This window comes from Zoogloea oryzae (assembly GCF_030161255.1).
In the GTDB taxonomy this organism is placed as follows: Bacteria; Pseudomonadota; Gammaproteobacteria; order Burkholderiales; family Rhodocyclaceae; genus Zoogloea; species Zoogloea oryzae.
In genome coordinates, this window is sequence record NZ_BSPX01000039.1 from 30,279 (window position 1) to 44,686 (window position 14,408).

The 14,408-nt window shown below is 67.9% G+C and carries 16 protein-coding genes; 7 read left to right on the top strand and 9 right to left on the bottom strand.

The window, feature by feature from the left end:
• The first annotated feature begins 42 nt into the window (after positions 1 to 42).
• Complete coding sequence (locus QQK25_RS13465; protein ID WP_153162896.1) at positions 43 to 768, top strand: LOG family protein; 726 nt, start codon at positions 43 to 45, stop codon at positions 766 to 768.
• 63 nt (positions 769 to 831) lie between these two features.
• On the top strand, positions 832 to 1,173 hold the full coding sequence (locus tag QQK25_RS13470; protein WP_284188368.1) for a DUF2782 domain-containing protein: 342 nt from the start codon (positions 832 to 834) through the stop codon (positions 1,171 to 1,173).
• Between the two features lie 72 nt (positions 1,174 to 1,245).
• Here QQK25_RS13470 and QQK25_RS13475 read toward each other — a convergent pair whose 3' ends face one another.
• The 3 genes from QQK25_RS13475 to sppA all read right to left on the bottom strand — a co-directional run bounded on the left by QQK25_RS13475 (position 1,246) and on the right by sppA (position 5,983).
• Entirely contained in the window at positions 1,246 to 2,007 is a 762-nt protein-coding gene (locus QQK25_RS13475; protein ID WP_284188369.1) for a tetratricopeptide repeat protein, read from the bottom strand.
• Positions 1,985 to 4,012 carry a bifunctional 2',3'-cyclic-nucleotide 2'-phosphodiesterase/3'-nucleotidase gene (locus tag QQK25_RS13480; RefSeq protein WP_284188370.1) on the bottom strand — a complete coding sequence of 676 codons (2,028 nt, stop codon included), beginning with the start codon at positions 4,010 to 4,012 and terminating at the stop codon, positions 1,985 to 1,987. Before QQK25_RS13480 ends, QQK25_RS13475 begins: the two co-directional genes overlap by 23 nt.
• Positions 4,013 to 4,147: 135 nt before the next feature.
• Positions 4,148 to 5,983: a signal peptide peptidase SppA gene (gene sppA, locus QQK25_RS13485; protein WP_284188371.1), complete on the bottom strand. Its 1,836-nt coding sequence runs from the start codon at positions 5,981 to 5,983 to the stop codon at positions 4,148 to 4,150.
• 83 nt (positions 5,984 to 6,066) lie between these two features.
• Between sppA and QQK25_RS13490 the strand changes: the two genes are divergently transcribed.
• The 5 genes from QQK25_RS13490 (at position 6,067) to QQK25_RS13510 (ending at position 10,038) form a co-directional block, all read left to right on the top strand.
• The gene (locus QQK25_RS13490) at positions 6,067 to 6,480 is read left to right on the top strand and encodes a CoA-binding protein (RefSeq protein WP_284188372.1); all 414 of its coding nucleotides are present in this window, start codon (positions 6,067 to 6,069) and stop codon (positions 6,478 to 6,480) included.
• Positions 6,477 to 7,316, top strand: a complete 840-nt coding sequence (gene dapF, locus QQK25_RS13495; RefSeq protein WP_284188373.1) for a diaminopimelate epimerase — start codon at positions 6,477 to 6,479, stop codon at positions 7,314 to 7,316. Before QQK25_RS13490 ends, dapF begins: the two co-directional genes overlap by 4 nt.
• Positions 7,317 to 7,341: 25 nt before the next feature.
• Positions 7,342 to 7,992: a DUF484 family protein gene (locus QQK25_RS13500; protein WP_284188374.1), complete on the top strand. Its 651-nt coding sequence runs from the start codon at positions 7,342 to 7,344 to the stop codon at positions 7,990 to 7,992.
• 201 nt (positions 7,993 to 8,193) lie between these two features.
• Positions 8,194 to 9,378, top strand: coding sequence for a class I SAM-dependent rRNA methyltransferase (locus QQK25_RS13505; RefSeq protein ID WP_284188375.1), 1,185 nt, complete (start codon positions 8,194 to 8,196; stop codon positions 9,376 to 9,378).
• A gap of 120 nt (positions 9,379 to 9,498) precedes the next feature.
• Positions 9,499 to 10,038 carry a hypothetical protein gene (locus tag QQK25_RS13510; protein WP_284188376.1) on the top strand — a complete coding sequence of 180 codons (540 nt, stop codon included), beginning with the start codon at positions 9,499 to 9,501 and terminating at the stop codon, positions 10,036 to 10,038.
• Between the two features lie 48 nt (positions 10,039 to 10,086).
• Here the strand turns inward: QQK25_RS13510 and ruvB are convergent, their stop codons facing one another.
• The 6 genes from ruvB to QQK25_RS13540 form a co-directional block, all read right to left on the bottom strand.
• Complete coding sequence (gene ruvB, locus QQK25_RS13515) at positions 10,087 to 11,154, bottom strand: Holliday junction branch migration DNA helicase RuvB (protein WP_284188377.1); 1,068 nt, start codon at positions 11,152 to 11,154, stop codon at positions 10,087 to 10,089.
• Positions 11,151 to 12,215 carry an AI-2E family transporter gene (locus QQK25_RS13520; protein ID WP_284188378.1) on the bottom strand — a complete coding sequence of 355 codons (1,065 nt, stop codon included), beginning with the start codon at positions 12,213 to 12,215 and terminating at the stop codon, positions 11,151 to 11,153. Before QQK25_RS13520 ends, ruvB begins: the two co-directional genes overlap by 4 nt.
• Before the next feature lie 76 nt (positions 12,216 to 12,291).
• Positions 12,292 to 12,783, bottom strand: a complete 492-nt coding sequence (locus QQK25_RS13525; protein WP_284188379.1) for a DUF4442 domain-containing protein — start codon at positions 12,781 to 12,783, stop codon at positions 12,292 to 12,294.
• On the bottom strand, positions 12,780 to 13,367 hold the full coding sequence (gene ruvA / locus QQK25_RS13530; protein WP_284188380.1) for a Holliday junction branch migration protein RuvA: 588 nt from the start codon (positions 13,365 to 13,367) through the stop codon (positions 12,780 to 12,782). The genes QQK25_RS13525 and ruvA overlap by 4 nt, the downstream gene beginning before the upstream one ends.
• A 12-nt stretch (positions 13,368 to 13,379) precedes the next feature.
• Positions 13,380 to 13,991, bottom strand: a complete 612-nt coding sequence (locus tag QQK25_RS13535; RefSeq protein WP_284188381.1) for a glutathione S-transferase family protein — start codon at positions 13,989 to 13,991, stop codon at positions 13,380 to 13,382.
• Positions 13,988 to 14,408: hypothetical protein (locus QQK25_RS13540; RefSeq protein ID WP_284188382.1), on the bottom strand; the 421-nt coding region annotated here is incomplete at its 5' end. The genes QQK25_RS13540 and QQK25_RS13535, both read right to left, overlap by 4 nt.

Genomic DNA, 14,408 nt, shown 5'->3' on the forward strand with positions numbered 1-14,408 from the left:
GATGAGGCATCGCGCCCCTCACCCTTCACTCCTAACAAGACAATGACTGCAAAAGAAAAACTCCCGAAGGAAATCCCCACCACTGCGGCGCAGAACTTCACCGCCCGGGAGTCGTGGCGGATTTTCGGGATTATGGCAGAGTTCGTCGAGGCCACTGAGCGCCTCAAGCCGATCCGCCCGGCGGTGTCGATCTTCGGCAGCGCCCGCACCAAACCCGATCACCCCTACTACGAGAAGACCGAGCGCATCGCCCGGCTGTTGTCGGACGCCGGCTTCTCGGTGATCTCCGGCGGCGGCCCCGGCATCATGGAAGCCGCCAACAAGGGCGCCTACTTCGGCAAGTCGCCCAGCGTCGGCCTCAACATCCAGCTGCCCATGGAGCAGCAGGCCAATCCCTACCAGGACATCTCCCAGACCTTCCAGCACTTCTTCGCGCGCAAGTTCATGTTCGTGAAGTTTGCGGTGGCCTACGTGGTGATGCCCGGCGGCTTCGGCACGCTGGACGAGCTCCTTGAGGCGATGACCCTGATCCAGACCGGCAAGAGCCGCAAGATCCCGGTGATCCTGGTCGAGTCGGCCTTCTGGGGCGGCCTGCTCGACTGGTTCAAGGACCGGCTGGTGGACGAGAAGATGATCAACCCCGACGACCTGAACCTCGTGCAGGTGATCGACGAGCCCGAGAAGGTCGTCGATGCGATCTTCAACCACTACCAGAGCCGCGGCTTCCTGCCGCTGCCCGAAGAGCACGAGCTGATGCTCAACCTGTAAGCCCATCGCCTGCCGGCTGCCGAGGCCGGCGGGTTACAATCGCGGCATAGTCAGGAGACCGCCATGCCCCGCGTAAAAGAATTCGCCGCCCTGCTGTTCGCCGTCACGGCGTCGGCCTGGGCTCAGCAGCAACCCCCGAAACTCGAACCCCTGCCCGAACCGCCTCCCCCGCCGCCGGGCATGGAGCTCGACGCCGAGCAGGAACCCCAGGTCACCATCCTGAAAAAAGGTGAGGACACGGTCGAGGAGTTCCGCGTCAATGGCCAGCTCTACATGGTCAAGGTCACTCCGCCCCACGGCGTGCCGTATTACCTCTACGACGACGTGGGCAACGGCGACTTCACCCGCCGCGACGCCCAGGATGCCGGCGTGCGCGTGCCCAAGTGGGTGATCAAGCGCTGGTAAGCGCCGCCCGCCAGTGACGGATGCGCAGGGTGATCGCCCTGCGCTTTTTTTTGTGCAGCGATTCTGTCGCGATCAGGGGCGCAGCGCCGGGTGCTTGAGGGCGTGGGCTGTCTCCAGCATGAAATGACGGGCCTGCATCTCGTCCCGCGCCAGGCCCAGTTCGCCGTCCCGGTAGGCCATCGCCAGGGTCTGGACGGCTTCCGGATGATCCTGTTCGGCCGCTTCGGTGTAGAGGCGCAGGGCTTCGCGTTCGTCGCGGGGCACGCCGTCGCCCGTCCGGTAGGCATTGGCGAGCATGAACTGGGCGGCGGGGATGCCCTGCTCCGCCGCCACCTGGAACCACCGCGCCGCCTTGATCGCATCCCGCCCCACGCCGTTGCCGTTGCGGTGGGCGATCCCCAGATGAAAGGCTGCGCCCCCATGGCCGGCCTCGGCGGCAGCGCCCAGCCACATCGCCCCGCGGGCGGGATCGCGGGGGATGCCGGCGGCGCCGTCCATCAAGGTCTTGCCGAGCAGGAAAGCGGCGTGGGCGTCGCCGGCCTGGGCGGCGATGCAGAGCCAGACCTGGGCTTCGACGGCGGATTCCCGGTTGCCCAGCAGGGCCTCGCCCAGTGCGCGGCGGCCGAGGGGCGTGTTGCGTTCGGCCAGCGTCCGCAGCCGATCCAGCGCGGCGGGCTGCCTGCCCGGGCCGGCCAGTACCTGCAGCTGACGCGGGTCGTCCGGCAGGCTGTCACGCGGGGTGGCTGCGCTCCAGGCCAGGGCGGCGGCCAGGGTCAGGCCGGCGGCGAGGGCGCCGCCGATCCGGCCCCGCTTACTTCGAAAGATCGATTGCATAGAGCGCCAGGTTCTTGCCGCTGCCGTCGTCGGCCTGGGCAAGGGTGACGTTGGTCAGCCCCGCCGCCGTGGCCAGGGCGAGCTTGCCCTGGGCGGAATGGAAGACCACGGGCCCCGCGGTGGCGACCTTGACGAAGCGCCAGCTGCGGTCCGAGCCGTTGGCGGCGCGGGTGACGGTCTTGATCGTCTTGATGTACGCGATCAGCACGTCCCGGTTGGCGTCCGGCGATGCGTAGATGGTCTTGCTGCCGTCCAGGCCCGGGAAACCGCCGCCGCCGCTCGCCCGGTAGTTGTTGGTGGCGACGATGAATTCCTTCGCCGGGTCGATGGCGGCACCCTTGTACTTGAGGTTGACGATGCGGCTGCCGACAGCCTGGGTGACGTCGATCTCGTAGCTGATGTCGGGGCTGGTGAACATGTCGAAGTTGTAGCCCGGGAAGCTGCTGACCAGCTCCTGCGGGGTGGTCTTCGTCGGATCGATCCGGTTGAAGCGCTTGGCCGCGGTTTCGAGCCAGTTCCGGAGGTCGGCGCCGGTCACCTTCACCGCGTAGATGGTGTTCGGGTAGAGGTAGAGGTCGGCTGCGTTGTTGATCGCCACATTGCCCTGGGCCACGTCGGTGTAGTCCGAGCCGCCGGCGAAGCCGCTCTTGAACGGGGCGCTCACCGACAGAACGGGCAGGCTGGCGTACTGGGGCAGGTTGGCCGCCACATAGCGGGCCACGTAGTCGGCCTGGGCCTGGTTCACCAGCTCGATCGCGCCCGGATCGCCCACGTCGGCGAAGTAGGACGACATCTCGAAGTCGGTGCTGCCGATCGGCGTCTTCACGTAGTCGATGGTGGCCTGGTGTTCGGCGGCGATAGCGGCGGCGACGGAGGGCGTGACGGCCACGTAGGTCTTGTCGGCGTTCTGGGCCGAGCGCGCCTGGACGACCGTCTTGGTCTTGTCGACGGTCCATTTGCTGCCGTCGTAGGCGAGGCCGAGCTTGATCACGCCCAGGTGCTTGCCCCAGTAGTTGGCCATCACGGTGGGAACGCCATTCACGGTGCCGGCAACCTTGTCCACCCCGGGCAGGTTGAACTGCGCCACGGTGCTGGTGGCGTTGGGGAAGATCTGGTGCGAGTGGCCGATCAGCATGGCATCCACGCCCGCCACGCTGGACAGGTGGTAGCTGCCGTTTTCCATGGTCGGCGAATAGGCGCTGTTGTCGAGGCCGCCGTGGGAGATCACCACCACCAGATCGGCGCCCTTGGCGCGCATCTCGGGGATGTACTTCTCGGCGGCTTCCTTGACGCCGGTGGTGTAGACCTTGCCGTCCAGCCAGCGCTTGTCCCAGCTCATGATGGCCGGCGGCGTGAAGCCGATGATGCCGACCTTGACGACGCCGGTCACGGCGCTGCCGTCGGGCCCGGTGGCGGTGACGGTCTTGTCGATGATCGCGTAGGGCTGGAACAGGGGCTGGCCGGTCTTCACGCTGTGGACGTTGGCCAGCACCAGCGGGAAGTTCGGCCCCTTGCAGACGGGCTGGTCGGCCGGCTCGGCCATGCCGGTGATGCTGAAGCGGTTGCCGGTCACCTGGCTCAGGAAGGGCAGGCCGTAGTTGAACTCGTGGTTGCCGATGCCGCCACCGTCGTAGCCGGTGGCGTTCATCACCTTGTACATGGCCAGCGTCTCGCTGCAGGCGAGGGGTTTGACGGTGGCCTGGTAATCCGACAGGGCGGTGCCCTGGATGGTGTCGCCGTTGTCGATCAGCAGGGTGTTGGGGAATTCCTGGCGGGCGGCGGCGATGAGGGTCGCGGTGCGCTCGAAGCCCAGCGACGCGTCCTCGGTGAGCTTGAAGTAGTCATAGCTCATCACGTTGGTGTGGAGGTCGGTGGTCTCCAGCAGGGCCAGCGTGGCGGTCGAGCCGGTGGGCACACTGGGGGCGTTGCTGCCGCTGCTGCCACAGCCGGCAAGGAGGAGGACGGCGGCGGCGCAGGCGCCGAGCTTGAACGAAGGAGCGGACATGACTTTCCCGGCACGTGATGTGGTGCCGGGAAGTATCGGCAGGGCGGATTGCCGGGGCGTGACGCGGATGTTGCCGGTCAGGGACAATCCGGCGACATTCCGCTTACAGGCAGTGAAAGCGCCCGAAGGCCCCGGCTACGGCGCCTCGCACAGGCAGTGCAGATACACGTGGCCCGGGTCGTTCCACAGGGCCAGGCCCTGGAGTTCGGCGCGCAGGCGGGCGACGGTCTGATCCACCAGCGAGCGGCTGCCGGGTTCCCCGCCGTCGGATTCCTCGCCGTTGTCGAGGAGCTTGGCGAGGAGCTGGTCACGGGGCGACAGGGGCTTCTCGACGTAGCTCACGTCGTAGTCGGTGAGCCCGGCGCGGGCGGCAGCGGCCTTGAGGGCGGCGTCGAGCCCGCCGAGCTTGTCCACCAGGCCCTTTTCCTTGGCCTGGATGCCCATCCACACGCGGCCCTGGGCCACCTGATCGACGGCTTCCGGGCTCATCTTGCGGGCTTCACCCACCACGCCGAGGAAGCGCTTGTAGCCGTGCTCGATGCTCGACTGGAGGAGCTTGCCGATCTGCGGGTCGAGGGGCCGGCGCGGGTCGAGGCCGGCGGCGAGCGGCGTGGTGCCGATGCCGTCGACGGTGAGCCCGAGCTTGGCCATCGGGCCGGAGAGATCCGGCAGCATCGCGAAGATGCCGATCGAGCCGGTGATGGTGGTGGGGCTGGCCCACACCTCGTCGGCGGCCATGGCGATCCAGTAGCCGCCGGAGGCCGCCACCGATCCCATCGACACCACCACGGGCTTGCCGGCCTTGCGGGTCAGCGCCAGCTCGCGGCGGATCACCTCGGAGGCGGTGGCGCTGCCGCCAGGGCTGTCGATGCGCAGCACCAGGGCCTTGATGGCGTCGTCCTCGCGGGCCTGGCGGATCAGCCCGGCGACCGAATCGCCGCCCACCACGCCGGGGGGCTGTTCGCCGTCAACGATCGCCCCCTGGGCCACCACCACGCCAACCCGTGCGGCCGGATGGGGCGCCTCCTCGCGGACGCGGCCGATGTAGGTGGCCAGATCCACGTGCTTGAAACCCTTGCCGTCGGCGGCCGGGCCCACCAGCCCGCGCACGAAGTCACGCCACTCGTCGGCGCTCTTGAGGCCATCCACGAGGCCGGCGTCGAGGGCCATCTTCGCCGCATCGCCATCGGCGGCGGCCAGCAGCTCGGGCGCCTCGCCCACGTAGCGGGTGATCTGCGCGCCAGCCTTGGGGCGGGCCGCGGTGATGTCGGCCTGATAGGCCTGCCACGCGGCGTCGAGGTATTCGCGGGTCGCGTCGCGGTCTTCCGGCGACATGTCGCTGCGGGTGTAGGGCTCGACGAAGGACTTGTAGGTGCCCACCCGGAAGACCTGCATCTTCACGCCGATCTGGTCGAACAGGCCCTTGAAGTAGGTGGGGTAGCGCCCGAAGCCGGTGAGCAGCACGTAGCCGTCGGGATTGAGGAAGACCTGATCGGCCTGGGCCGCCAGGTGGTATTGGGACTGGTTGTAGTTCTTGCCCCAGGCGTACACCTTCTTGCCGGCCTTGCGGAAGTCGGCCACGGCTGCGCCGACCTCCTCTAGCTTGGACAACCCGGCACCGGCGAGGCCGTCCGGCTCGAGGATCAGCACCTTGATGCGCGGGTCGGTGGCGGCGTTGCGGATGGCGTCCACCACGTCGCGCAGCAGCACCTGACGAATGCCGTCACCGCCTTGCAGCACGTTTATCGGGCTGCGCACGCTGCGCTGCTCGACCAGTGTGCCGCTGGGCGCGATGACCAGCGCGGCGTCAGTGGGCAGCGGCTCGATCTGGCTCGACCACCAGCTGGCGACGATCACCGCGATGACGCCAAGGAACAGCAGGTTGATGCTCGCCCGGCGCAGCCGGTCCACCCCACGCCAGATACCCGACCAAACTCTTCTCACGACACCCGGCCGCGTACTGCGATCCATCCTGCTCTCCAATGTTTGCCTGTCATGCTGCCTGCGGTTGCCCGCAAGGTTTCGGCGCCCCGCCAATCCGGTAGAATCCGTCCATGTTTGCCAATCCCCCGCCCGACCAGATCCGTCGCCTCCTGCAGGAGGTCAAGACCATTGCCGTCGTCGGCCTGTCGCCGCGCGTCGAGCGCCCGAGTTACCGGGTGTCCCGCGCGATGCAGGGCTTCGGCTATCGCATCGTACCGGTTCGTCCGGCAGTTTCCGAGGTGCTCGGCGAAAAAGCCTATGCGCGCCTGTCCGATCTGCCCTTCGTGCCCGATCTCGTGGATGTCTTTCGCGCATCCGACGAAGTCGGCCCGATTGTGGACGAATGCATCGCCCTCGGCGTCAGGCGCCTCTGGCTGCAGGACGGGGTGATCAACGAAGAAGCCGCCGCGCGCGCGCAAGCTGCCGGCATGACGGTGGTGATGGACCGCTGCGTCTGGCGGGATTACCTGGATTTTATCCCATGAGCAGAAAGCTCGCCTTTACCAAGATGCAGGGCCTCGGCAACGACTTCGTGATGATCGACGCCGTGCGCCAGCCCATCCAGCTCACCGAAGACCAGGTGCGCTACCTGGCCGACCGCCATTTCGGCGTCGGTTGCGACCAGCTGCTGGTGGTCGAGCCGGCCCAGACGCCGGGCGTCGACTTCCGCTACCGCATCTTCAACGCCGACGGTGGCGAGGTCGAGCAATGCGGCAACGGCGCCCGCTGCTTCGCCCGTTTCGTGTTCGAGCAGGGCCTCACCGACAAGCGCGAGATCCGCGTCGAGACCAAGAAGGGCATCATCGCACCTCGCCTCGAGGCCGACGGCAACGTGACCGTCGACATGGGCGTGCCGGTGCTGAATCCCGCCGATGTGCCCTTCGTCAGCGATTCCGACGCCTACGTGCAGCCCCTCGATGTGGCCGGCACCAGCGTGGCGATCACCGCCGTCAGCATGGGCAACCCCCATGCGGTGCAGGTGGTGGCCGACGTGGATACCGCCCCGGTGGCCGAGCAGGGCCCGCTGATCGAGCACCATCCGCGCTTTCCGGCGCGGGTCAATGCCGGCTTCCTGCAGGTGGTCGATGAACACCGCGTGCGCCTGCGCGTCTTCGAGCGCGGCGCCGGCGAAACCCTGGCCTGCGGCACCGGCGCCTGTGCGGCGGTGGTGGCGGGCATCCTGCGCGGCCTGGTGGCCTCGCCGGTGGCCGTCGAAACCCGCGGTGGCGAACTCACCATCGCCTGGAACGGCGTCGGCACCCCGGTCCTGATGACCGGCCCGGCCGTCACCGTGTTCTCCGGCGAACTCACGCTCCCCTGATCTTCACCCCACCCGGCCCCTCGCCATGAAAGCTTCCGACGTCATCCAGTTCCTGCAGGCCAACCCCGATTTCTTCGACGACAACTCGGGCCTGCTGACCGATCTGACGGTGACCCACCCCCACAACGGCCAGGCCATCTCGCTCATCGAGCGGCAGATGCTGGCCTTGCGCGAGCGCATCGCCCAGCTCGAGAACAAGTTCGCCGAGCTGCTCGAGTTTGGCGAAGAGAACGACGCCATCGGCGAGAAGGTGCATCGACTCACCCTGTCGCTGCTCGAGGCCGAGGATTTCGAATCCATCCGCCAGGCGATCTACACCCACCTGCAGGAAGACTTCACCGTGCCCCACGTGGCCTTCCGGGTGTGGAACAGCGTGCTGTCCCGAAGCGGCCCCGAGTTCCTGCCGGTGGGTGAGGAAGTGCGCTTCTTCACCGGCGACCTCACCGGGCCCTACTGCGGCACCCCGACGATCCGCGAAGTCATCAACTGGTTCGGCGCCGCCGGCCGGCAGGTGAAGTCCGTGGCCTTGGTGCCCCTGCGCCGCGACGAAAAGACCTTTGGCCTGCTGGCCATGGGCAGCGAAGATCCCGAGCGTTTCTATCCGGCGATGGGCACGCTCTACGTCACCCGCATCGGCGAGATGGTCTCCGCCTCCCTCGTCCGCCAACTCGGCTGAGGGGCGCATAAAGCTACTGCGCAGGCCGATCTTGCGTCTGTGATGCTCGCCGTACCGATGTACGGCTGCGCTTCTCATCGCGACCTCGGGCCGCTCGCTACGCGCTCTTCGCCCCTCAGGTTTCGGGAGAGGCGCACGGTGTAGCAGTTGCCCCATTTCCCACTCCCCTATTTCCCAATCCCCACAATCCCACATCCCGCCATGGCCGATCTCATTCTCAAACCCGGTAAGGAACGCTCCGTGATGCGTCGTCACCCCTGGATCTTTGCCGGTTCGGTGGATCGGCTGGAGGGGCGGGCGCGGGCGGGCGACACGGTGCTCGTCAAGGATGCCGGCGGCAAGCCGCTGGCGCGGGCCGCGTGGTCGCCGGAATCGCAGATCCGCGCCCGGGTGTGGACCTTCGACTGCGAGCAGTCGATCGACCACGCCTTCATCAAGCGTGCGGTGGCCGCGTCGGTGGCGCGGCGGGCGGCCCATCCGTGGCTGGCCACGCAGGACGGCGTGCGCCTCATCCACGGCGAATCCGACGGCCTGCCCGGCGTGATCGCCGACCGCTACGGCCCGGTGGTGGTGGTGCAGCTCACCAGCGCGGGCGCCGACAAGTGGCGTGAGGCCATCGTCGCCGGGTTGGTCCAGGCCACCGGCTGCAGCGCGGTGTATGAGCGCTCGGATTCGGACGTGCGCAAGCTCGAAGGCCTCGGCCCCGTGAGCGGGCTGGTGTTCGGCGAGATGCCCGAGCAGCTCACCATCGTCGAAAACGGCGTGCGCATGGAAGTGGACGTGGCCGGCGGCCATAAAACCGGCTTCTACCTCGACCAACGCGACAACCGCCTGCTCACCGGCCAGCTGGCCGCCGGGCGCGACGTGCTCAACTGTTTCTGCTACACCGGCGGCTTCTCGCTGCAGGCGCTGGCGGGTGGCGCGAAGAGCGTGATCTCCATCGATTCGTCCGGCCCGGCGCTGGCCACCGCGGCGCGCAACGTGGCGCTCAACCCGCAGCTCGACGCCGCCCGCGCCGAATGGCGGGAGGACGACGTCTTCCAGGCCCTGCGCACCCTCAAGACCGAAGGCCGCAAGTTCGACCTGATCGTCCTCGATCCGCCCAAGTTCGCGCCCTCGGCCGCCCATGCCGACCGGGCCGCCCGCGCCTACAAGGACATCAACCTGCTGGGCTTCCGCCTGCTCAACCCGGGTGGCATTCTGATGACGTATTCGTGCTCCGGTGGCATCGGGCTCGAACTGTTCCAGAAGATCGTTGCGGGTGCCGCGGCGGACGTCGGGATCGAGGCACGCATTTTGCATCGCCTGTCCGCATCCCCCGATCATCCCATCGGTCTGGCGGTCCCGGAGGGCGAATACCTTAAGGGCCTGGCCTGTCAGGTGTGAATTAGTCCATAGCGAGCGCAGTTTTTCGCAGTTTCGCAAGACACGGGTATGTATTCTCCGGGCATTGAATGGTTAAATGATGTTACACACCATTCAGCCAGAAGCATCATGGAGAACTACATGAACACCCTGCTGCCCCCTGACTCCAAAGGGTCAGTTCCACCCGGCGACGCGACCGGGACGACGGGGCCCGAAGTTCCTCGCGAACGGCGCCTGGCCGCCTTGCATCTTGCCCGTTACAACCTTCGGTATCTGGTACGGCTTTACGGCGCCTTCGATGGCGATCTGCTGCTGCCCATCGTCCTCGGTGAAGTCGGCCTCTACAACATGGGCAGCCTGGCGCTCGGCGACGGTTCCAGCATGCCGAGCTGCTGCACCGACGAAGAAACCTTCAGTCGACTGTCGCTGCGCCCGTGCAATGCCTTCTCGATCAGCTCGTCCACCGGCATCCCGCGGGAAACCGTCCGCCGCAAGGTGAGTTACCTGATCCAGAACGGCTTCATCGACCGCGACCCGAAGGGTGGCCTGACGATCACCGCCAAGGCCGTGTCGCTGTGCCTCAAGCCCTTTGACGAAGAAAACCAGAGCGATTTCCTCACCACCGCGAGCCGCATCGAGGCCGTGATGGCGAGCGCCAAGGTGGCCCGGCAGACCGCCTGATCCCCCTGCTGCCCGCAGCGCCGGCCGGATTTCAGCCAGCGTGGCGGGTCAGCTTTCTTCCCACAGGCCCTGGCCGCCGCCCGGCGGCCGCAGCCCGAAGTGTTGCCAGATCGACGCGGTGGCCATGCGCCCCCGCGGCGTGCGCTGCAGGTAGCCCTGCTGGATGAGGTAGGGCTCCAGCACGTCCTCGATGGTGTCGGACGATTCGCCGATCGCCGCCGCCAGGTTGTCGAGCCCCACCGGGCCGCCGCCAAACTTTTCGAGCATCGCGCCCAGCAGCTTGCGGTCCATCAGATCGAGGCCCAGGTGATCCACGTCGAGCATCGTCAGCGCCGCATCCGCCACTTCGGCGGTGATGCGGCCGTCGGCGCGCACCTCGGCGTAGTCGCGCACCCGCCGCAGCAGGCGATTGGCGATCCGCGGCGTGCCGCGGGCGCGACGGGCGATCTCGAAGGCGCCGGTGTCGTCGATCTCCACATCCAGCAGGCGTGACGAGCGGCTGACGATGTAGGCGAGCTCCTGCGCGGTGTAGAACTCCAGCCGCGACACGATCCCGAAGCGGTCGCGCAGCGGGTTGGTGAGCATCCCGGCGCGGGTGGTGGCGCCCACCAGCGTGAAGGGTGGCAGATCCAGCTTCACCGAGCGCGCCGCCGGACCTTCGCCGATCATGATGTCGATCTGGAAATCCTCCAGCGCCGGGTAGAGGATTTCCTCCACCACCGGGCTCAGGCGGTGGATCTCGTCGATGAACAGCACGTCGTGGGGTTCGAGGTTGGTGAGCAGCGCGGCCAGATCGCCGGCGCGCTCCAGCACCGGGCCGGAGGTCTGGCGCAGATTGACGCCCATCTCGGCCGCCACGATGTGGGCGAGGGTCGTCTTGCCCAGGCCCGGCGGCCCGAACAGCAGCACGTGGTCGAGGGCCTCGCCGCGTTTCCTGGCGGCCTGGATGAAGATTTCCAGCTGGTTGCGGATCTTCTGCTGGCCCACGTAATCGGCCAGCCGCTTGGGCCGCAGGGCGCGTTCCAGCGCCTCTTCCTGGTTGCTGGCCTTGGCCGCGCCGATCAGCCGGGCGGTGGCGTCGGGCTGGCCGGCCTTGATGGCATCGGTCTCGATCATTGGGATTCGTCCGTCGTGACGGGGGGAAGGACGGCGTCATGGGCGGTCCATTCCCGGAACAGGGCCTGGCCCAGGGCCAGGAAGGTGGGGCCGAGGAACAGCCCGATGAAGCCGAAGGCCAGCACGCCGCCGAAGGCGCCCAGGGCGATCAGCAGGATCGGCAGGCTGGCGGTGCGGCTGATCAGGAAGGGCTTGAGGAAGTTATCCACCGAGCTCACCGCCAGCGCACCCCACAGCACCATGAAGATCGCCCAGCCGCTCTCGCCCTGCTGGTACAGCCAGAACGCCGCGCCGCCCCAGATCAGCGGCGGGCCCACCGGCACCAGCGACAGGAAAAAAGTGCCCGCCGCCAGCAGCAGCGCGCCCGGCACCCCGGCGATCACGAAGCCGACCAGCGCCACCAGGGCCTGGGCCGCGGCGGTGCCGACGATGCCGATCATCACCGCCTTGACGGTGTTGGCGGCCAGATCGAGCAGGCGGTTGCCCAGTTCGCCTCCCAGGCGCTGGGCGCCGGTTTCGAGCTGGTCGTAGATGGTCGCGCCATCCCGATAGAAGAAGAAACCGATGAACAGCACCAGGGTGATCTGGAGCAGCCCCTGGCCCAGCACGCCGCCCAGCCCGAGGGCGAACTTGCGGGCCGGCTCGACCGCCTGCAGCGCGAGCTTGCGCATCTCCTGCTGGCTGTGGGTGAGCTTGCGCACGTAGGCGTCGAGGTCGCGGCCCACTACCGGGATTTCCTTCACCCATTCAGGCGGGCGGCCGTCGGATTGTTCAATGGCCGTCCGCGCCCAATCCACGGCTTCCATCGCCGCGTCGGTGAGGGACGCCGCGAGCCCGATCATCGGCACCAGCAGCACTGCGGTGAGCAGGAAGGTCATCGAAATCGCCGCCAGCCCGTTGCGCCGGCCCATCCGGCGGTGCAGCGACTGGTAGATCGGCCAGGTGGTGATGCACACCGTCCCGGCAAACAGGATCGCCGCGAAGAAGGGGCTGAGCACGAAGGCACAGCCGAGCAGCAGAAAGGCGGTGATGGCCACCTGGGCAGTACGTCGCGGAGCCATGGGGGAGTCTCGGGTTGGGGATGGGGGGATTATCCCTGAATCGGGCGGCGCCAAGCGTCCGGCGCGGCGGGCGGCTTCAGATGCCGGGTTTGCGCCTCACATAAACCGTCTTCTCCACCGTCGCTACCACTTCGCCCTGGCGGTTGACCACGTCCACCGTGAACACCGGCTCGAACTTGTCGCCGCCGGCGGTGGCCTGGCGGATGGCTTCGACTTGCTCTGGCGTGACGCGGAAGCGGGCGCGGACGGTGCCGCGGCCGGGGAGCTTGTAGTCGATGCTGGAGGCCTTGTCCCACACCACGTAGCCGCGGCCGAGCTGGTGCATGACCAGCAGCGCGAAGAAGGGGTCGGTCATGGCGTACAGCGAGCCGCCGAAGTGGGTGCCCATGTAGTTGCGGTTGAGCAGCCCGAGGCGCATCCGCACCACCGCTTCGGTGTAGTCGGGGGACAGTCGCTCGACGTGGATGCCGGCGCCGATGAAGGGCGGCCACAGGTTCATGAGCAGGCGCAGGGTGCCGGCGCCGAGCTTCACGTTGCGCATGAAACCCTGCTTGAGTTTGGCGCTCATGCCTTCGACAGGCCTTTGAGCGCCTGGCGGATGCCGTCGGAGACGCCCACGCCGTCGGGCAGCTGCTTGACTGCGCCGAGGGCTTCCTTCTCGTTGTAGCCGAGGGCCAGCAGGGCGTTGATGATGTCGCCCCGGTCGTCGCCGGGCTGTGCGGCGGCCTGGGCGGCGAGGCCGGGGAGGGCCTTGGGCAGCTTGTCGCGCAGCTCGAGCAGCAGGCGCTCGGCGGTCTTCTTGCCGATGCCGGGGATCTTGATGAGGCGGCCGGATTCCTGCAGGGCGATGGCCTGGGCCAGATCGGTGACCGACAGCCCGGAGAGCACCGCCAGCGCGGTGCGGGCGCCGATGCCGGCGACCTTGAGGAGCTGGCGGAAGGTGGCGCGCTCGTCCTCACTGGCGAAGCCGTACAGGAAGTGGCCGTCCTCGCGCACCGCCATGTGGGTGGCGAGGCTGACCGTCTGGCCGGTGGCGGGCAGGCCGTAGAAGGTGCTCATGGGCACTTCGAGTTCGTAGCCGACGCCGTTTACGTCGATGAGGATCTGCGGCGGGTTCTTCTCGGCCAGGCGGCCGGTGATGCGTCCGATCATGGGGGCTTTCGTTCAGGTGAAATCAGCGGCGCGGAAGGCCGGCAGGCCTTCGGCCTGGGCGGCGAGGCCGGCGAGGTGGGGGTAGTCGCTGTCGTCCACCAGGCCCGGTGCGGTGTGGTGGGTGAAGCGCCACGCCACGGCCACGGTGATGTCGGCCTGGGTGGGGCGATCGCCGCACAGCCAGTCGTCCTGGCCCACGTGGCGGTCAATCAACGCGTAGGTGTCGCGGATCTGGCCGGTGACGCGATCGATCCAGTCGGGCGAGCGGGCTTCCTCGGGGCGCACCTTGGTCTCGTAGTAGCGCTGGACGCTCTTCTCGGCGGCGGCGAGGCCCCAGCTGGTGAGCTGCAGGCAGCGCTGCAGGCGGGCCGCGTCGGCGGGCAGCAGGCTCTTGCCAGGGGTGGCGGTGCGCTCGAACCAGTCGATGATGAGGCTGCTGTCCACCATCACGCCGCCGTCGTCGAGCACCAGGGTGGGCGCCTTGACGAGCGGGTTGATGGCGTGGAATTCGACGAAGTTGCGAAACACCGACAGGGATTGGTGTTCGAAGGGTACGCCGAGCATCCGGGCGCTGATGAAGGTGCGGCGGACGAAGGGCGAATCAAGCATTCCGACGAGTTTCATGGAGTGGCTCCGGTGGTGGATTGGGCGCAGCGGGCGGCTGCGGTGCGCAGGCGGGCGAGCACGGCGTCGGCTTCGTCGCGGCTCCTTACCGGGATGCGCGCCTCGTGGCCGCTGCCCAGGTTGCCGCCGCCGAAGTAGATCCGGACTTCGTCGGCCCGCAGGTCGACATACTGAACGATACCCAGATTGATGAGCCGCTGGGTGGCGTTGTCGGGGGGCAGGGCGAACAGGCAGAAGGCGGTGGAGCCTGCCGCGGCCGGCTGCGAGTCGGCCGCGCCGGCGGGCAGGGCGAGCGCGGCGAGGAGGGCTGCGAGGTAGCGCATCGCGGTGGTCATCCGGCAAAGAAGCGGGCGAGATCGTGCAGGCTGGCGGCGAGCGGCACGCCGGCGGCGCGCACGTCGTCGGCGGGCTGGAGGA